Source organism: Pedobacter nototheniae (genome assembly GCF_004335085.1).
In the GTDB taxonomy this organism is placed as follows: domain Bacteria; phylum Bacteroidota; class Bacteroidia; order Sphingobacteriales; family Sphingobacteriaceae; genus Pedobacter; species Pedobacter nototheniae.
In genome coordinates this window covers 62,485-81,582 of record NZ_RQRS01000019.1, presented here as the reverse complement: position 1 = coordinate 81,582, position 19,098 = coordinate 62,485, and the positions used below count along the sequence as shown (strand labels likewise).

Genomic DNA, 19,098 nt, shown 5'->3' with positions numbered 1-19,098 from the left:
TGTATAATATTGCAACAGTCGGTATCAGGCATTTTTGTAAGCTGTTGGTGTTACGCCAGTATATTTTTTGAAGTCTCTGCAAAAATGTGCCGTGTCATAGAAGCCGGATGATATAGCAATTTCTAGTAAATCGCTACCATTTTCTGAGATTAGTTTTTTAGCATTTTCAATCCGTTTATTGATGATAAAGCTATTGGGCGTAAGTCCTGTTTCTTGTTTAAATAACCTTAGAAATTTATATTTGTCTAACCCAAAACCTTTAGCTGTTTTTTCCAGTGAAAATTTTAAAAATGTTTCTTCTTCCAAAAACGTATGAAATAACTGAGTTTTACAATTTTTAAATTTGAGTTCGGTAGAATATTCCTCAACTAAAACAGTAAGGCACCGAAGTAAATACTTTTCGAAATCTATAAGTGGGTTATTTACATTCTGAGAAAGGTAATAGAAGGAATTAAAAAGGGCTTGATTATAAATAACTTTGTCATTGAAGAAAACATCCTTGCCGTGATTAATTTCCTTTAGAACATCGGGTGAAATGTAAAAAGTATTAAAGGTGTTTCCTGTTTGTTTATCGCAAGGTGTGGCATGCACCTCATCCGGATTTGTGATGCAAATCGTTCCAATTGGTGCATTTAAAAGTTTAGATCGCAATTTGGCACTAAAGGACTGGTGGAGTATTAAAGCAATATTGAAGGTATTGTGTGTATGATTTGGGAAATCAAGGGTATGGTTTTTAGCATATAATAGTTCTATACCATCAAGAAAGGATAATCTTTTATAATCACTAATATCTTTTTTCGATCTCATCTGTTGTGTATTTTGCTAAATGATAAAATGTTAATTCTCACTCTGGTCACTAATTCAGTTTTAGTGTTAAATTAAAAGTCTAGCTGTTCGAGATGTTAGCTTTTTCAGCGCATCTCGTACTATTGCTAAAGCTGGATTTTCAAATCAAGAAACCCATTTATGCCTTTGCTTATTCACGGGTTCTGAGAACCCTTTTTATCGTTTGTTCGAGATGCCCTGCGGAACATCTCGAACAGCTAATCGAAGCAATACCGTTGAACTTTGCAGTTTCGCTCCACTATTGCAAAACCCATGTTACCTGATGGCATATTTTTCAATTTGTTCTTTTAAGTTATTTTTTACATTTTCTTCCCATTCGTCTTTCAAGATACTCAGTTTTAATGCGTCTATAATTTTTCCGTCAGCATCTTTACTAAATTGTCTTAATATCCCTTCAACTTTACATCCAATACTTTTCATAGCGTTTATACTTCTTTCGTTTTTGCTGTTTGCTCCGAAACCTACTCTTATCATTTGTAGTTTGTCAAAGACAAACTCTAAAAGAAGATATTTACAGTTTTTGTTTAGTCCAGTTCCTTGAAATTTTTTTCCATACCAAGTAAACCCTATGTCAATACGTTTAAATTCGTTAGAGATTTCGTAAAGTCGTGTCATTCCTACATATTCATTATTTCTTTTGTCAAAAACAATAAAAGGATAATGATTTTTCTCTTTAAATAATTTTACTGCTGTGTCAAAGTAGGTGTCAAAATTTTCTTTACCGTTTCCTCCATTAATATTGAACTTCCAAAGTTCAGGTTCATTAATTGCAAAGTTTATTAGTTTTTCTTTGTCTGAAACTTCCAAAGGTCTTAATAAAACATAGTTATTTTCTAAAATATATTTTTCTGTAAAGTCAAAATTCATAATTTTCAATATTAAGCGGTATAGGAATGCTTGCAGGTAACTCCTAAATATACGCAACGACCAATTCACAACATCTTTAATCGTAGTTCATTGGAGCATTTTATCCAAGTTAATAGTTGCGTATTTTGAGTATCCTTTATTCGTATTTAAATTTTTGTAAGCGTTTAAACGCGAATAAATTGAGCTAGAGCATGATGCTAATTTATTTCGGCAAGATATTAATTTTCTTGGAAACTGCATATCCAAAATTTATTCAAGTCCAGCCTAAATTTTAACACTAACAACTGTTGGGATATTTGAAAAATATAATCCACTCATTTTTGCCTTTGCTTATTCACGGGTTCTGAGAACCCTTTTATCGTTTGTTCGAGAATTGTAAATATCGATGGTGTTTGGTCCTTTTGCCGAATTCCTTTTGATTTGATTTTCTGAAAAAAGGTCTTAAAGTGTTTTGAATGCTGTTGGAAACATTTTTGCTCGAAACAATAAAAAATTTCCGCAAAAAATGTTTCTGGATTTGGAAACAATTTTTCTGGAAACAATAAAATGTTTCCAACTTTTTTGTTTCCAAAATGTGTTAAGTTGGATTAAAATTTCAGTGCATGAAAAAACCAGCTGTTCGAGATGTTAGCTTTTTCAGCGCATCTCGTACTATTGATAAAGCTGGATTTTCAAATCCAGAAACCCTTTTATGCCTAAAGCATATTCACTATTCTTTAGTTCGGGATGCCCTGCGGAACATCTCGAACAGCTGATGTTTTTTTAATAAAAACTATCTTGCCAAGTATTCTCGCTTCTGTGGTTAGTATTCTTGCTCCTGCATCAATATTATTGTGTTATAGGCAACAAGATTTGGAGGCAATTTTGGCATTCTCTTGCTTGTAAATTAAACAAAAAAAGACCGCCCTTGGGTTGGGCGGTCTTTAAACTGATTGTTAACTTTTATATATTAATGTTCTAAATCGTATTCCAAAACATCTTTATGATCATAAGGCTCCACTAATAACTCATCAATAGTTTTACCTTTTTTGTTAAACCCAAATTTCTCTAACATAATATCGAAAATCAGGTAAACAACCGGTACTACAATTAATGTTAAGAATAGCGAACTGGTTAAACCACCAACGATAACCCAAGCCAAACCGTTTTTCCATTCTGCACCCGCACCACTTGCTAATGCAATTGGAAGCATACCGAAAATCATCGCAATGGTTGTCATCAAAATTGGACGTAAACGGGCATGGTTGGCTAAAATTAAAGCTTCAACCGTCGATTTTCCTTCAGATTTCATGTGGTTGGTAAAATCGACAAGGATAATCGCATTCTTCGCCACTAAACCCATTAACATAATAAAACCTAAAATGGTAAAAATACCGATAGAGTTGTTTGTTAAAGCCAACGCCAGGAATGCACCAATTAATGCAAGCGGTAGCGAGAACATTACCACAAATGGATACACAAAACTATCATATAAGGCTACCATAATTAAGTAAACCAAAATAATCGAAGCCAATAAAGCAATACCTAAAGTACCAAAACCTTCAGCCTGGTTTTCCTGGTCACCCGCCCATGTATAGCTTACACCAGTGGGCGCCTTTAACTTTCCATTTTTCTGAAGCTCAATTAATTTAGCCTGAAAATCTGCTACAATTGTACCCGTTGGTCTACCGATAGATTGAGCCTGTACAGATACTGAAGTTGATTTGTTTAAACGCTCTAACTGACTTGGGCCTGAGCCTTCAGTAATGTTAGCAAATTGCGATAACTTAACCTGAGCACCTTTATCATTTACAAAAATTAGGTTACGTACATCATCAATATCTTTTCTGTTAAAATCTTGATATTGGATGTTAATATCATATTCGTACTCACCTTTTCTATATTTACCATCCGTGTTACCAGCAAAAGCAGTTTGCATGGTAGAACCTACCGTTGATAAAGTTAAGCCGACAGCCGACATTTTATCACGGTCTACCTGCACGTTAATTTCTGGTGTACCTTTTTCTACTGATAATTTAATCTCTGTAGCACCCGGAATACTTGCAAGTACATTTTTAGCACCTTCAGCATACTTTAAAGCACTATCTAAATCAGATCCCATTACCACTAATGATATTGGTGCATTTTCTGCAATACCCAAAATACTAATTGGCACTGTTTTAACCTTTGCTCCAACTAATTCTTTTGCTAAGGCACGACTCATTTTTGTGGCGAAAATATCGGATGATACACCTTCGCGTTTTTCACGATCAACAAGTTTAACGTTAATCTCAGATTTGTACGCTGTTGCTTGCGTACCTCCAAAATCACCACTTGCCTGTCCAACCGTAGTAATTAACTGTGTAATTTCTGGTTGTTTATGTAAAAATGCTTCAGCTCTTTGCGTAAAGAAGTTTGTTTGCTCTAAAGGCGCATCTTTTGGTAATTCAATTTGAACTAAGAACTCACCTTTATCTGATTTAGGGAAAAACTCAGAACCAATAAAACCAGCCCCAGCCAACCACATCGCGGCAACAAATAATACAACTACAGCAAGAATGGTACGTCTTTTATGGTTTAAAGACCATGTTAAGATGTTTGTAATCCAGTGGGTGAATTTTTTAAGTTGCTTTTCAAACCATAAAATGAAACGGCCGAATATATTTTTACCTTCAATGTGCTCTAGTTTACCAAAACGAGAGAATAATAAAGGAACAATAGTAAATGAAGCAACCAACGAAAGCAATGTTGCAATAATTACAACCACGCAAAACTGACGAAGGATGTTTGATACCAAGCCAGAACTGATGGCGATAGGGAAAAACACCACCACAATTACTAATGTAATGGATACTACCGTAAAACCAATTTCACGAGTTGCATCAGATGCAGCCCTTACTTTATTTTTACCCATTTCCATGTGACGTTGGATATTTTCTAATACCACAATCGCATCATCCACCAAAATACCTACCACGAGGGATAAACCAAGTAAAGACATTAAGTTTAAGGTAAACCCAAATAAGTTGATACCAATAAAGGTTGCAATTAATGAAGCCGGGATTGATACCATTACAATTAATGCATTACGTAAACTGTGTAAAAAGAATAGCATTACAAAAGCTACCAAAACAACAGCAAGCATTAAATCGTGGATTACAGCATCAGCAGATTCTAGAGTGAAAATTGAACTATCGTTCACAATTTTCATATCCAGTTTGTTGGTTTTATATTCCTCTTTAAGTTTATCAATAATAGCGTGTACACCTTTACTTACCTCTACAGCATTGGCATCACTTTGTTTAATAATTTGAATAGCAATTGACTCTTTACGATCAACACGTGCTAATTTTTCTGTTTCTTTTTTAGCATCCTGAACATCGGCAACATCACCCAAACGAATTTGAGCACCATCTTTAGATGTTGTTAAAACTAAGTTTCTTAACTCATCAATACTTCTGTATTTACCAGATAAACGAATTAATACATCTTGGTTTTGAGTTTTAACACTTCCAGTAGGGAAATCAAGGTTTGAGCTTAAAATCATTTGCTGCACTTGAGGTACAGAAAGATTATAACCTTGTAATTTATCAGCATCCAATGCAACCTGAATTTCACGCTCAGAACCACCAATAAGGTTTACTTGCGCAATACCACTTACCCTAGAAATAACCGGAGCAATACGCTTATCAATTAAATCGTAAAAGGTAATATCATCCATATTGGCTGATGCCGTCATGGTGATAACTGGTAAATCATCTAAAGAGAACTTACTTAATGATGGTGTTTTTACATCCTCAGGTAAAGTAGAAAGAATAGCATTTACCTTACGCTGCGCATCATTTAAAGCAATATCAATATTTGCTTTATCAGTTAATGTAATAGTTACCGTTGATAAACTCTCGAATGATACCGAGTTTATCTTTTTAATGTTTTCCATTGAGGATACCGCATCCTCAATTTTCTTGGTTACTGTATTTTCCACCTCATTTGGAGAAGCTCCAGGATAGATGGTTGAAATAGATACAACGTTGTTTGAGAATTTTGGCAATAACTCATAACCCAACGAAAAGTAACTTAGTAAGCCCAGCAAGGTTAGTGCAGTAAAAACTACAATTACCAGCGATGGCCTTTTTATAGATATATCTGTTATCTTCATTTTCTTTTAATATAGCTCACGTTATGCACGTGCCGCGAATTTATATTTGCAAAATTTGCCCTACTTAACGATGCTCACAGGAGAACCTTCGTTTAAGTTAATCTGTCCGCTGGTAATCACAGATTCGCCTTCAGCTAATCCATCAAGAATCTCAACGTTATCGCCTAAAATACGACCAGCAACAACCTTACGTAATTTTGCCGTACTTTTTTCTTTATCCAACACAAACACTTGGTTGCTACTTACACTGCCCACAAATGAAGTACGTGGAATAAGAATGCTTGGTGCCTGTTTAGGGAAATTGAAGATTGCAGTACCGTACATACCAGCTTTTAAGGTGTTTTTAGCGTTGTTTGTAACCTCAATTTCAATTGGGAAATTTAATGTCGCATCAGCCTTAGCAGCAATGAAAGTAATTTGTCCGCTAAATTTATCTGTAGGGAATACCGAAGATTTAATGTCGATTTTATCACCCATTTTCAAATTAGCTACCTGAGATTCGTTTACGTTAACTTTCAATTTTAATTTTGAAACATCAACTATCTCAAATAATTGTGTACCCTGCGCATTTACAAAAGCACCTACCTCAATATATTTTTTATTTACAATACCATTAATTGGCGATTTAATAACCGCATTGCTTAATGTTTTTTGAGCAGCTTGTAAACGCAATTTTGCATTTCTGGTTGCTAATTTAGCCTGATCTAACTGTTGTTGAGTTACCCCGCCAGTTTGATAAGAACTTTGGTATCTAGCCTCATCCTTTAAAGCATTTTGATAAGTTGCCTCAGCAGTTTCTCTATCAGTATTAATAATTTCAGCATCAATACGAGCTAAAGCTTGCCCTTTAGAAACACGATCACCTTCTTTAACATAAATAGCAGAAATACGACCTGCATTTTCATTTAAAAGGTTTAATTCTTGTTTTGGAATGAAGTTTCCGTTTGCAGCAAAATCAAGATCTACAGTTTTCTTTTCAACTGTTGCAACCCTAACGGCTATTGCACCACTACCTTTAGCAATGAATGCAGTTTTTTCTTCATTCTTCTTTTTATTGTTGCTTAATACGTAAGCTATTGCACCAAGCGCAATAACAATTACAACGATTATGGTAATTACTCTTTTCATTTCTATTTTACTAGCGATTTAATATTTCCGTTTGATTTTATTAATTGTATTTCGGCAATTTTATAATTTAATAATGCCTGGGTATAGCTGTTTTGTGCTTCAGTAAGTGAATTTTCCGTTTCCAGTAAATCTGTTAATGTAGCCAAGCCATTGTTGTAATTGTTTTGTGTACTTCTGTAAATCTCATCAGCAAGCTGTGCGTTTTTACGTTGCGAAGTAATGGTGTTCATGTTATTGCGCAATTGAATTTTTGCATTTTCATAAGCCATATTTAAAGAGTTTGTAGATTCTAATCTATCTTCCTTAGCTTTTTTAATGTCTACATCAGCTTGGCGTATTTTTGAACGAGTTAAAAAGCCATTAAAAATGGGCACTTTTAACGTTAAACCTACCGCAGATGATCCGAAACCAATTGCTGTACTATTCGTATTTAAAAAGTCGAAACCATTACTTTGACTAGAGTAGGTGTAATTTCCAGTTAAAGCTAAACTCGGGTAATACTCAGATACGTAAGATTTTCTTTGAAGTAATAATAGTTTGTCCTGATTATCCAAAAGCTTTACCTCAGTTCTATTCGATAAATCAATCGATTCACTAAACTCAGGCAATTGAGTTACCTCAGTTAATTCGGTAAAAGGTAAAGTAATTGGTGTACTTACAGGCATACCCATCGAAAACTTAAGCTGATTTTCCAGCTGGGTAATGTTATTTACAATCTGCTCATGTTGTGTTGTTAAATTAGTCATATTAACCGTAATACGATCAACATCGATCTTTCTAGCCAAACCATTCTTGTACTGATTGGTTACAATTTTCTCCACAACCTTAACATTTTTAATGTTAGTGTCAATTACATTTAATTGTTGTCTGCTTACCAGTACTTGATAATAGTTGTTGGCAACCAACTCAATAATTTGTTCCTCAGTTAACTGAGCCGTAAGGTTATAATATTCTTCGCTTGATTTAGCCGCTTTTAAGCCAGCAAACACCTGCTGATTGAATATTTGTTGAGAAAGCTGAACGCCTGCAGATGAATTCCATTTCTGACCGAACTTTAACGTTTGCAATTGTCCACCAAAATCAACCACCTGTTGACCAATAATTGGATTATAAGTTAAGCCAGCATTACCAGTAATTTGAGGTAAAGCCTGTGCTCTTACTTCTTCAACTTTATACCTTCCTTTTTCTATATCCAATTTGGATTTACGAAACTTGGTGTTGTTTTGAAGAGCATAATTAAGCGCATCTTTAAGTGTAACCTGCTGTTGCGCCGAAACTAATGATGGTAAAGCAATGCCCGCAATAAGGATAAGCATTAAATTTACCGTTTTTATTCTAAGCATAATATATTGATTTTTGTTTTTGGGTTCTTATCTATACTTAACTCTGTATTGGGTTAAGGTTTTCTTTTTATAAAATTATCTTTATTAGCATTTAAGACCTTTAGTAAAGATGTAAGAAAGATCTTTTTGCTTTTTAGTCATCTTCGATAAAGCTTTTTTATCAGGGAAAAGATCCCTGCCGGTTTCCATAATGCACATATTGGTTAAGCCCATTAAACTTTCTAAATAAAGCTCGGCAATATGGTTCATATCTTCGTGTTCAATTTCCTTTTTAGCCTGCGCCTGTCTGAAAATTTCAGCAAAAAAATCTTTTTCAGATTTTTTTAGCGTTGTTAGCTTGGTTTTAATCACATCATCATTTAATAAATCAGGAATACCTTCGGCAATTCTCATCATATAATATTTCTGAAAAAAAGTATTTCTCACATCTATCGTATTGTAAAGAATATCTATCAGTGCCTGATCCGGATTATGTTTCTTCTTTAAAAGCTCAAAGAAATCATTAAAAACACGTTCAATAACACCAACAATTAAGCTTTTCTTATCTGGAAAATAATAATAAAGTGATGGCTTCGAAACGGAAAGATCTTCAGCAATATCATTCATCGTGGTTTTGTTAATTCCAAAATGTGTGAAACGTTTAATAGCACCATCAATAATTAGTTCTCTTTTTTTATCAGCAACAATCATTTTACTTTTCTACTTTCTGACTTTTTTAATGTTTTGGTCAAAAATAGTGCTAAAAACTCATTTGTTAATCAATCGACTCAATTTCTGTCATAACCTTACAATTTTATGACAATATTTGTCTTTCTCGCTGGTTTATATATCTTTACGAATCCCGTTTTTGTATATTATGGCAGTGCTTTTAAATATTTTTATCCTTTTATTGACCATTATTTTCATGGAAAGCTTTTCTTGGTTTATCCATAAATATTTATTTCATGGTCCATTATGGTTCATTCATAAAAGCCATCATGAGCATAAAAAAGGTTTTTTAGAATGGAATGATCTGTTTGCATTGTTGTTTGCTGCGGCATCACTTTATCTCATGTTTATTGATAGAAATAATTTTGGCTATAAATTTTTTATAGGTGCAGGTATTTCAACCTATGGAATAATCTATTTTATAATACACGATTGGTTTATACACCGCAGATTAAAAACTTGTAAAAGCAATAATAAATATCTTTTAGCAGTGCGAAAAGCACATAAAATACATCATAAAAATAGAGGCAAACTCAATGGAAAGGCTTTCGGGTTATTATTCTTTAATAAAAAGCAAATACATTAAGCCTGTGGTGTTGTAGTGGTACATGTCTATTGTGGCGTTAGGTTAGTTATCGTAAAAATATTACATACTTTTTATTTTTTTTCTGATAAAATTAGTAGAATTAAATTTTTTTAATGACATTGGATTTAAAGATTAATGTCTCATGAAATTATTTGGATCAACAAAATCAAATCTAGATTCAGTTCTATTCTCTCTAATCAAAACTTTAAAAGTTAAAGTAACCGAAAAAACGATTGAAACTTGTTTGTCAGATCATCCCGAAACACCGAGTTTATTGGCTTTAAGCGATTGCTTGACAAGTTGGAATATTGAAAATCAGGCTTTTCGTATCGCAAGAGAAGATTATGATGTAGACGATTTACTCTTTCCTTTTATTGCACACTTACCTGAAAAGGGCGGACGTTTTATTTTAATTAAAAATATTAATGCTGGTGTTGTTCAATTTTCCGACGAAGAAAATAAGAGAGCTACCATGCCTGAAGAGGAATTTTTAAAGCGCTGGGATGGTATTGCGCTACACGCAGAATTAACCGCAGAGAGTGGAGAAAAAAATTATAGCGAAAATAAATTTAAATATTTTCTACAAAGTTTAGTTTTGCCATTAGGTGTTGTATTGCTGCTCAGTATAATTGGTTTAGTGTTTTATAATTCATCAATATCTTGGTCTAATGCTTTGTTACTGTTAGCCAAACTTGCAGGTTTAACCATAAGTGTACTGTTGCTGGTTCAAAGTATAAACTCCAACAATCCTTTTATTCAAAATTTGTGTAGTCTGGGCGGGAAGAATAATTGTAATGCCATTTTAAAATCTGATGCAGCTAAAGTTACTTCGTGGTTAAGCTGGAGCGAAGTTGGATTTTTCTATTTCGCAGGTTCTTTTCTGTTGTTGTTATTAAACCCTTCAAGCATCGCCATTTTGGCAAGGTTTAATGTATTGGCACTTCCATACACCATTTATTCAATTTCCTATCAATTTAGAAGTAAAAACTGGTGTGTATTATGCTGCGCTGTTCAAGCTTTACTTTGGATAGAGTTTTTAATAAACATAATCTCTGGGCATTTTACTTTCGGCTTAGGAATTTCACTTTTTAGTATTGGGGTTTTAACTATATGTTTCCTTTTACCAATTGTAATATGGGCATTTTTTAAACCATTCTTCTTAGATGCCGCTCAACTAAAACCAATTCAAAATCAGCTCAAAACCTTTAAATATAATAGTGATTTATTTAAACAGGCATTAACAAATCAGCCTCGTTATGCGGTAAGTGATGAACTTTTACCAGTATTAATGGGTAATGCTGATGCCGAAACAGTAATTACTATGGTTAGTAATCCATTTTGTGGCCCTTGTAGTAAAGCCCACAAAACTATAGAAGAGTGGTTGCAAACGAGAGATGATATTCAGTTAAAAGTTATTTTTAGTACAGCAGATCATGACCATGATTCAGGAACTAAAATGGCAAGACATATTACTGCTTTAAGTTTATTGAAGGATCAAAGTATTACCGAAAAAGCTTTAAATGCTTGGTATGATCAAACCAATAAGAAGTACGAAAACTGGGCAGAACAATTTCCTGTTAGCGTAAATGATGAAGTAGCAAGCGTAACAGAAAAACATAGAGCGTGGTGCAAAATGGCTGAAATTACTTTTACACCAACTATTTTAATTAACGGTTATAAATTACCTGAACCATACAGATTGGAAGATATTAAGTATTTGATCGCCTAATAGCTAGGTTGTTGATGAAAGGTTTTCGAAGAAATTATAATTTATTTCAATAGCTGTTTTCAGTCATTTTAAGCTACCTACTAATTTTTGGATCTCAATTTAGGTTATATTCGGTTTATAAGATGAGCCAATATTTACTATGGTATTATTTGTAAGTAGTAAACTATGTTTATTATATTTCTTTATATGTTTTATAGAGATAATAAACGATTTGCTAATCCTTTGGAAATGATTATAATCTTTTAATTGATTTTCCATAGCCAATAATGTCCCATATTGTAAGTAAGTTTCTTCTTTAGTATAAATTTTAATGTAATTTGAAGCCCCTTGTATAACAACAATTTCATCTATAAGTATTTTTATATTTTCTTTTCTTAAACCAGATTTTATCCAAATAAAAGGCCTTGGGATTGGAGTTTTATAGATTAGAAAATCCACTATTTTATTAAATTTATTAATGCAAAAGGGTTTTAGTAGAAAATGAACGGCTCCAACGTCATACCCGTCAATAGCATATTTTAAATGTGCACTAACCAGTACCAAATGCTTAACCTTATGGCTTACTTCTTTTACAAGTTTTAGCCCATCTACATAAGGCATTTCTATATCAGTAAATAAAAAATCTACTGGTTGTTCCATCTCGCTTATTTCTTTTAATGCCAATAGTGGGTTCGTATAAGCCTTTGTTAAAGTTAAAGAAGGAGTTAAGGCGATGTATTCTGTTAATTGATTTATAGAATATTGTTCGTCGTCTACGATAATGCAAGTATGTGTCATCTTTAATTATATAGCAATTAGTGAGTGTTGCTACTGGGATGACGATAGCGTTAATATTTTAAATTTAATACATTTTATCGGGACTAAAAATATAGTTTAAGCCTTTTTGCATAATATTTTGGTGCTTTCACATAATAGTCAACAATGAATCAAATTTTATATTCAAATTCAGTTTAAACTTCAAACTAAATATGAAATTATATAGAAGTTGAAACATTGGATTAGCTGTAATTAAAAGTATTAAAAAAATTTTTGTGCAAAAAAGAGTAGCTGGTTGCAAACATGTTGCTCTACAATGAAATGTTGACATTCATCAGCATCGCTTAAGTTGTATTGCGTGAAATAGCAACGAAAATTTTAAACGAAATTAAATCTGAAAAAAATGAAAAATGTAAATGTACTCAGCAAGGCTGAAATGAAAATTATTAAAGGTGGCGATTATATTAGATGTTATAATATCTGTATGTCGGGCTATCATGGACACGGCCACGAGTTAACCCAAAAAGTTACCGCTTGTGACGGTTTATGTAGTTGATAATATCAAAATGCAATTGATAGCTATGCTATTAATTGCATTTTTTAAACGATAAAAATGAAATTAAGATTAACCCTAATATTGCTGTTCACCACTTTAACCTCAGTTTTTGCACAGCAAAAAGATTATAAAATAACTGTAAAATTAAAAGACAAGAGTACATTTAAGTACGTTTTTTTATATGACTATAATAATTATCCCGCAGAGAGAAAAGCTGTTACTGATACCATTTTGTTTTTGGGTAATTATTCATTGTTGACTGAAAATGGCGGTTTACAATCAGGATTGGTAGTTTTAAGTAATAATGAATCAATTAGTGAAAATGACTTGATTTACAATCAGAAAAATATGATTTGTCAAAATTTTTTATTTGAACCAAAGGTTGAGGTTTTTTATACAGGAAATGGTTTTTCAATTCGAGGAGACACTCTTAATATCATTAACAATATTTTTGTTCAAAATGAAAACCTTTATAAAAAGAAATTAGATAGCTTATATGGCGAAATTGATAAAAAATATCTTATTGCCGCAACAAACAAAACTGAAAAAGCTGCAGCCAAAAGAAAAAATTATATTCTAAAATCAATGAGCAGTTTAGATATAATTAAGGAAAATAAAAATTCGGAGGTCGCATTGGATAATTTTTTTGTATTTGCAATGGTGCCAATAATACCAACAACTGAAACTAGGACGATATTCAGTTTGTTTTCAGATAGGATACGCAAAAGTAAATATGGTAGGCTAACCGATAGCTTAATAACCGTACAAGAAAACATGTTCAAGAATGAATTAAAAATTGGAACAAAAATGCCTGTTTTTGAACTTAAAAATGCAAAAGACAAGATAGTCAAAGGTAATGATACCTTTGGTAAATATACTCTGATTGATTTCTGGGCCAGTTGGTGTGCACCCTGCAGGGCAGAAAATCCTAATTTGAAGCTGGCCTATCAAAAATATCATAAAAAGGGTTTTAATATTATTTCTATTTCGATTGATGCAGAGAAAGATAAAGCTAAATGGCTGGCCGCAATAGCACAAGATAAAACCCAGGAATTTATCAACCTGTATAATCCTGGTGGTTCATCAGGAATTGCAAAGGAATTAGGTATAAATGCTATCCCAGCAAATTATCTGATAGATGGAAAAGGAATCGTTGTTGGGGTTAACTTAAGGGGTTCTGATTTGCAAAAAAAACTGAATAAATTATTTGTTAAATAGCTTTATATTATAAATTCTCCTTGATACATATTATTAAGTTAATAATCATACATTGGAGTCTCATCGTTATTTTGAGCATCTTTTTCGAATTTAAATATACCCACGTGAGAAGACTCTTCTTTTTAGCATTTATTATATTAAATCCCCACATTATGTTTGCTCAAAGCACTAAAATAATTGTGTTAGATAGAGCAGATAAACAGCCAATTAATGGATTGTCTATACTTACCGAAATAGGAAGCTTAATTGGAAATACAAATGAAAAGGCGAGTTTCTTTTTGATCAGCCTTCCTTAGCAAAACTAGAAGTAAAAAAGATAATGTTATATAGCGTGGATTACCAACCAGTAGAATTATCCTTTGCCACATTGCCTAATATTGTTTATTTAGAAAAAATTAAAGTTAACCAACTAGATGGTGTTGAAATAAAAGGGAAGCGTACTAATAAATATTATATGCTAAGTGCTTATGTACGGAGTTGGAAACTCGAAAATGATAAGCTTGTAAGGTATGGCGATGCAATTATTGATTATGAAATTCCATTTGAACACCTCAAAAACCCTTTTCGTGCACAAAAAAATAAATACATAAGGGCCTCCAGGAATTTTAGAATAGACAGTATAAAAGCAAAATCTAAAATAGTTAGTATTTCCTCTTACGATGGATTTTTTAATAATGACTTACCTAACGGTGATCGAATCTCCAGTAGTTGGAGTTGGTATACTACAAAAAAAGCTAAAGATAGCTTATATAATGTTTATGATGAGGGCAAAAATGTTGGATATGCTATTTATAGTAAAGAAAATCTACCAAAAGAAATAAATCTTACCAATAGCTTTGAGGGTGATGAAGCAATAAAAATAGCATTATGGTGGAAAATATCTGGTAAATCCAAAAATATAGAAAAGTGGACAACGACAGGAAGCATTAGACACCCAACGTATTTACTTTCCAATGAAAAGAGATTGAAAAAGGGCAGCGTAATAGGGCAGATCAATGCCGAAGAAACAGTTACAGAGATATTTATTGATGACAAAATAAATTACACTTGGATTAAGCCAATAAAATACAAGAGCCATATTGACATTGACGGGAGTTTTTATAGTGTAGACTATTGGACCGAGGAAATAAAGAAACACCCTTTGCCTAGCTTTATTTTAGAACAGTTAAATAGCGTGAATGAATTAAAGAACACATATTGATTTGACAAACAACCGAAATGTAACTATTTATATAAATTCATGTAACAAATTTGATTTTTCGAACTAAATATAAGCCAATAAAAATCAAATTATTATTATATTCACCACAGGTTAGTTAAATTAATTATACATATCCGGATCAGAGTAAACGCATATAAATATTTAAAATTTGATTTCATTCCCTTTTTATAAACAACCCGATCAAATGGATTGTGGGCCTACCTGTTTACGTATGATTGCCCGGCATTATGGCAAAAACTTCAGCTTACAACGTTTACGAGAAATTTCTGGTATAAACCGGGAAGGTGTTTCCTTATTAGGAATAAGTGAAGCAGCAGAAAAAATTGGCTTTCGTACTACGGGGATAAAGCTGTCGCTAAGCCAAATTAAAGAAGTAGAGTTTCCGATGATTTTACATTGGGATCAGAACCACTTCGTTGTGCTCTATAAAATTAAGGGAAATAAATTTTTTGTTGCCGATCCTGCCAAAGGACTTATAGAATATACAGAAACCGAGTTTTCAAAGCACTGGTTGAGCACTACATCTGGTGGCGAAAGTGAAGGTGTTTTACTAACGCTATCACCTAGTCCTGATTTTTATACACAGGATGGAGACAAGAACGATGGGTTGGATTTTAGTTATCTATTAAAATATTTATATCGCTACAAGCAATTAGTTATTCAGCTTTTTGTAGGTTTAGGCGTAGGTAGTTTGTTGCAGCTTATTTTGCCATTTCTAACACAATCTGTTGTTGATATTGGTATTAACACACGTAACCTTAACTTTATTTACATCATTCTTATTGCCCAAACCATGCTGTTTATCGGGCGAATGAGCGTCGACTTTATCCGTTCATGGATTTTACTTCACATTAGTACCCGAATTAATATTTCCATATTAACTGATTTTCTAATTAAGTTAATGAAGTTGCCAATGGGTTATTTTGATACCAAAATGACTGGTGATATTTTGCAGAGAATGAACGATCAGAAAAGGATTGAAAGCTTTTTAACAGGCTCTACTTTAAGTGTGATCTTTTCTATGTTCAACCTGGTGATTTTTGCAGTTGTACTTGCTTATTACAATATCAATATCTTCATCATTTTTGTGGTAAGCAGTATTTTATACAGTTTATGGGTAGTGTTTTTCCTTAAAAGAAGACGTGAACTTGATTTCAAACGTTTTGATATTTCCGCAAAAAACCAAAGTTCGGTTGTGCAGCTAATTAGCGGTATGCAAGAAATAAAGCTAAATAACTGTGAGCAACAAAAACGGTGGGAGTGGGAACGTATTCAGGCAGGACTTTTTAGGTTCAATGTAAAAAGCCTGGCGCTTGGGCAGTATCAACAAGCTGGAACATTCTTTATTAATGAAGGAAAAAATATTCTAATTACTTTTTTAGTTGCCAAATCCGTTATTGATGGTCAGTTAACGTTGGGTGCAATGATGGCAGTGCAATACATTATTGGACAGTTAAATAGCCCTATTGAACAAATGCTTGGATTTGTTCAACAGTTGCAAGATGCAAAAATTTCACTGGAACGCTTAAACGAAATCAGGGAAATGGACGATGAAGAACCTTTAGATAAAACCTTTATTAGAGAGTTGCCGGAGGATAAAAGTATTAATATTGAAAATTTATCTTTTACTTATCCAGGTGCTGGTAATGAGCCTGTGTTATCCAAAATAGATTTAAGTATTCCTGCGGGCAAAACTACAGCTATTGTAGGCATGAGTGGAAGTGGAAAAACAACAATTCTTAAACTTTTACTCCGTTTTTATGAACCACAAAAAGGAGATATAAAAATTGGTAATTCTTATTTAAATCAAGTTAGCTTTCGTTATTGGCGAGGATTATGTGGCGTGGTAATGCAGGATGGTTTTATATTTTCTGATAGTATTGCCAAAAATATTGCAGTAGGTGATGAATATCCAAATATGGCTAAGTTAAAACATGCAATTAATGTAGCCAATATAAATGACTTCGTAGAAAGTCTGCCGCTGGGTTTAAATACCAAAATAGGTTCTGAAGGAAATGGAATTAGTCAGGGGCAAAAGCAACGAATTTTAATTGCACGTGCGGTGTATAAAGATCCCGAATATATTTTCTTTGATGAAGCTACAAATGCGCTCGATGCCAACAACGAAAAAGTAATTATGGAAAACCTGGAAAGCTTTTTTAAAGGACGAACGGTTGTTGTAGTTGCGCATAGATTAAGTACGGTTAAAAATGCTGATAATATTATTGTGCTTGATAAAGGTGCAATTATAGAGCAAGGAACCCATGCAGAACTTACACAAAGTAAAGGCGAATATTACCAATTGGTGAAAAACCAGCTGGAGTTGGGTTCGTAAAAAGATGATAATTGATTTTTTATAATCAAAAAAATGAAAAATAAATGCCTCAAGAAATTATATATCAGGAAGTAAACAGCGAAGAAGTGCAGGATATTATTACTGCAGTTCCATCATGGATTTTACGGTGGGGAATAACTTTGATTTTTGCCATTTTGGGCGGTATTATTTTGCTGTCGGCATTAATTGAATACCCTGATGTTGTTAAAACCAATTTAAAGGTAAACAGTTTAAATTCTCCTAAACAGGTTTTAGCAAAGCAAGGCGGAAAACTAACGGCTTTACTGGTAGAGGATGGCCAGATGGTACAAGAAAATCAGGTTCTGGCATTTTTTGAAAGTACGGCAAATCCCAACGATGTTTTGAAGTTGAGTAAAGAACTAAAAAAGTTTCAAAATAACCTTTTAACAAACAGTTTAGCTTCGGTTAATTTACCTACAGGTTTAAATTTGGGAGAGCTTCAAGGCAGTTATCAAAGTTTTTACCAGCAATATTTGCAATATCAATCTACTCAAAAAAATGGTTATTATCTAAATAAAATGGCCTATTTGGAGCGAGATTTAAAAGATATTACAACACTTAAAGCACAATTAGTTAAACAGCAAAAGGTACAGCAACAAGAATATGCCAATAATGAGAAGGAATATAAAGCATATAGGCAGCTTTATGATAAAAAAGTTATATCCAGCAGTGAGTTCACTCAGCAAGAGAATAAATATTTAGCATCAAAGTACCCGTTGCAACAAACAGAAACTTCCATGCTTAATAACGCCAGCAGCTACACAGGCAAGGAAAAAGAATTACTTGATTTAAAACATACCATTGCAGAAGAACAAGCTAAATTTTTACAATCACTCAATCAATGTGTTACCGAAAGTGATGCCTGGATATTGCAGCACATTTTAAAAGCACCTGTGGCTGGTAAATTGAGCTTTGCCGGTATTGTACAACAAAATCAAAATGTTGCAGCCAATCAAGAAATTTTTATTGTGAACCCTGGCAATGCAAATTACTTTGGCGAGGTACAAATTCCGCAGTACAATATGGGTAAAATCCGCAAGGGAGAACGTACGCTGGTTAAATTAAAAAGCTATCCGTTTGAACAGTATGGAATGATTAGAGGGCGCTTAACCTATATTTCTGATGCGGCTTATAAAGATAGCGTGTTTATTGCCAAGGTAAGCTTTGAGCAATTTGAAAATAAAGACCCAAATCGAAAAATTGTACTTAAAAATGGAATGCTGGCTGATGCAGAAATTATTACAGAAGAAAGTTCTTTACTGCAGCGTTTCTTTAGGAATATTACCAAAATGATGCATAGCCAATAATATATTTATACAATTAAAAATACCGCTAAAGCAGGCTTGCGTGAAAGCCCGCAAAAACTTCAAAACAAATCAAATCCCTAAAAAAATGAAAAAGACAAATTTGCTCAGCAAAGCTGAAATGAAAAATGTATTAGGTGGAAAAAAACAGATGATGTGTGGTGTTTGCGATGGTAACTTAGTGCCCTTTGATTGTATGGGCAATATGGGTACAACAGATGCCAATGGCATTTTTGTAGGAGGACAATGGTCGCCAACAAATGGAGGTTGCTCTGGCCCAGTTATGTATACTTGTGCTGGTGAGGTGGTTATGCAGCCATGTGCTTAATTTTTTAACAACA

General features: G+C 33.2%; 16 protein-coding genes. 9 read left to right on the top strand and 7 right to left on the bottom strand.

The window, feature by feature from the left end:
• Positions 1-24: 24 nt before the first annotated feature.
• The 6 genes from EHC72_RS16380 to EHC72_RS16355 all read right to left on the bottom strand — a co-directional run bounded on the left by EHC72_RS16380 (position 25) and on the right by EHC72_RS16355 (position 9,012).
• On the bottom strand, positions 25-807 hold the full coding sequence (locus EHC72_RS16380; RefSeq protein ID WP_131538789.1) for an AraC family transcriptional regulator: 783 nt from the start codon (positions 805-807) through the stop codon (positions 25-27).
• Between the two features lie 294 nt (positions 808-1,101).
• Positions 1,102-1,713, bottom strand: a complete 612-nt coding sequence (locus EHC72_RS16375; RefSeq protein WP_131538788.1) for a GNAT family N-acetyltransferase — start codon at positions 1,711-1,713, stop codon at positions 1,102-1,104.
• 949 nt (positions 1,714-2,662) lie between these two features.
• Positions 2,663-5,851 (bottom strand): efflux RND transporter permease subunit, encoded by a 3,189-nt coding sequence (locus EHC72_RS16370; protein ID WP_131538787.1) that lies wholly within the window; start codon positions 5,849-5,851, stop codon positions 2,663-2,665.
• A gap of 60 nt (positions 5,852-5,911) precedes the next feature.
• Positions 5,912-6,979 (bottom strand): efflux RND transporter periplasmic adaptor subunit, encoded by a 1,068-nt coding sequence (locus EHC72_RS16365; protein WP_131538786.1) that lies wholly within the window; start codon positions 6,977-6,979, stop codon positions 5,912-5,914.
• A gap of 2 nt (positions 6,980-6,981) precedes the next feature.
• Complete coding sequence (locus EHC72_RS16360) at positions 6,982-8,322, bottom strand: TolC family protein (protein WP_131538785.1); 1,341 nt, start codon at positions 8,320-8,322, stop codon at positions 6,982-6,984.
• 84 nt (positions 8,323-8,406) lie between these two features.
• Positions 8,407-9,012: a TetR/AcrR family transcriptional regulator gene (locus tag EHC72_RS16355; protein WP_131538784.1), complete on the bottom strand. Its 606-nt coding sequence runs from the start codon at positions 9,010-9,012 to the stop codon at positions 8,407-8,409.
• Between the two features lie 166 nt (positions 9,013-9,178).
• Between EHC72_RS16355 and EHC72_RS16350 the strand changes: the two genes are divergently transcribed.
• Positions 9,179-9,616 (top strand): sterol desaturase family protein, encoded by a 438-nt coding sequence (locus EHC72_RS16350; RefSeq protein ID WP_165585849.1) that lies wholly within the window; start codon positions 9,179-9,181, stop codon positions 9,614-9,616.
• A gap of 142 nt (positions 9,617-9,758) precedes the next feature.
• Positions 9,759-11,345 (top strand): cysteine peptidase family C39 domain-containing protein, encoded by a 1,587-nt coding sequence (locus EHC72_RS16345; protein ID WP_131538782.1) that lies wholly within the window; start codon positions 9,759-9,761, stop codon positions 11,343-11,345.
• 99 nt (positions 11,346-11,444) lie between these two features.
• On the opposite strand, the gene EHC72_RS16340 is transcribed toward EHC72_RS16345, so the two are convergent.
• Positions 11,445-12,122 (bottom strand): LytR/AlgR family response regulator transcription factor, encoded by a 678-nt coding sequence (locus EHC72_RS16340; RefSeq protein WP_131538781.1) that lies wholly within the window; start codon positions 12,120-12,122, stop codon positions 11,445-11,447.
• A gap of 373 nt (positions 12,123-12,495) precedes the next feature.
• On the opposite strand from EHC72_RS16340, the gene EHC72_RS23305 reads away from it, so the two are divergent.
• The 7 genes from EHC72_RS23305 to EHC72_RS16305 all read left to right on the top strand — a co-directional run bounded on the left by EHC72_RS23305 (position 12,496) and on the right by EHC72_RS16305 (position 19,085).
• Positions 12,496-12,657, top strand: a complete 162-nt coding sequence (locus EHC72_RS23305) for a hypothetical protein (RefSeq protein WP_394346887.1) — start codon at positions 12,496-12,498, stop codon at positions 12,655-12,657.
• Between the two features lie 57 nt (positions 12,658-12,714).
• Positions 12,715-13,875 (top strand): TlpA family protein disulfide reductase, encoded by a 1,161-nt coding sequence (locus tag EHC72_RS16330; protein ID WP_131538779.1) that lies wholly within the window; start codon positions 12,715-12,717, stop codon positions 13,873-13,875.
• Between the two features lie 104 nt (positions 13,876-13,979).
• The gene (locus tag EHC72_RS16325) at positions 13,980-14,171 is read left to right on the top strand and encodes a hypothetical protein (RefSeq protein ID WP_131538778.1); all 192 of its coding nucleotides are present in this window, start codon (positions 13,980-13,982) and stop codon (positions 14,169-14,171) included.
• 23 nt (positions 14,172-14,194) lie between these two features.
• Positions 14,195-15,076, top strand: a complete 882-nt coding sequence (locus EHC72_RS16320; protein ID WP_131538777.1) for a hypothetical protein — start codon at positions 14,195-14,197, stop codon at positions 15,074-15,076.
• A 169-nt stretch (positions 15,077-15,245) separates the two neighbouring features.
• Entirely contained in the window at positions 15,246-17,432 is a 2,187-nt protein-coding gene (locus EHC72_RS16315; RefSeq protein WP_131538776.1) for a peptidase domain-containing ABC transporter, read from the top strand.
• 44 nt (positions 17,433-17,476) lie between these two features.
• Positions 17,477-18,760: an HlyD family secretion protein gene (locus EHC72_RS16310; RefSeq protein ID WP_131538775.1), complete on the top strand. Its 1,284-nt coding sequence runs from the start codon at positions 17,477-17,479 to the stop codon at positions 18,758-18,760.
• Between the two features lie 85 nt (positions 18,761-18,845).
• Positions 18,846-19,085, top strand: a complete 240-nt coding sequence (locus tag EHC72_RS16305; protein ID WP_131538774.1) for a hypothetical protein — start codon at positions 18,846-18,848, stop codon at positions 19,083-19,085.
• The last annotated feature ends 13 nt before the right edge of the window (positions 19,086-19,098 follow it).

Excerpts from the sequence above, each read along its gene's own strand:
- EHC72_RS16380 (WP_131538789.1), bottom strand. The coding sequence starts at position 807 with ATGAGATCGAAAAAAGATATTAGTGATTATAAAAGATTATCCTTTCTT.
- EHC72_RS16375 (WP_131538788.1), bottom strand. The coding sequence starts at position 1,713 with ATGAATTTTGACTTTACAGAAAAATATATTTTAGAAAATAACTATGTT.
- EHC72_RS16370 (WP_131538787.1), bottom strand. The coding sequence starts at position 5,851 with ATGAAGATAACAGATATATCTATAAAAAGGCCATCGCTGGTAATTGTA.
- EHC72_RS16365 (WP_131538786.1), bottom strand. The coding sequence starts at position 6,979 with ATGAAAAGAGTAATTACCATAATCGTTGTAATTGTTATTGCGCTTGGT.
- EHC72_RS16360 (WP_131538785.1), bottom strand. The coding sequence starts at position 8,322 with ATGCTTAGAATAAAAACGGTAAATTTAATGCTTATCCTTATTGCGGGC.
- EHC72_RS16355 (WP_131538784.1), bottom strand. The coding sequence starts at position 9,012 with ATGATTGTTGCTGATAAAAAAAGAGAACTAATTATTGATGGTGCTATT.
- EHC72_RS16350 (WP_165585849.1), top strand. The coding sequence starts at position 9,179 with ATGGCAGTGCTTTTAAATATTTTTATCCTTTTATTGACCATTATTTTC.
- EHC72_RS16345 (WP_131538782.1), top strand. The coding sequence starts at position 9,759 with ATGAAATTATTTGGATCAACAAAATCAAATCTAGATTCAGTTCTATTC.
- EHC72_RS16340 (WP_131538781.1), bottom strand. The coding sequence starts at position 12,122 with ATGACACATACTTGCATTATCGTAGACGACGAACAATATTCTATAAAT.
- EHC72_RS16330 (WP_131538779.1), top strand. The coding sequence starts at position 12,715 with ATGAAATTAAGATTAACCCTAATATTGCTGTTCACCACTTTAACCTCA.
- EHC72_RS16320 (WP_131538777.1), top strand. The coding sequence starts at position 14,195 with ATGTTATATAGCGTGGATTACCAACCAGTAGAATTATCCTTTGCCACA.
- EHC72_RS16310 (WP_131538775.1), top strand. The coding sequence starts at position 17,477 with ATGCCTCAAGAAATTATATATCAGGAAGTAAACAGCGAAGAAGTGCAG.
- EHC72_RS16305 (WP_131538774.1), top strand. The coding sequence starts at position 18,846 with ATGAAAAAGACAAATTTGCTCAGCAAAGCTGAAATGAAAAATGTATTA.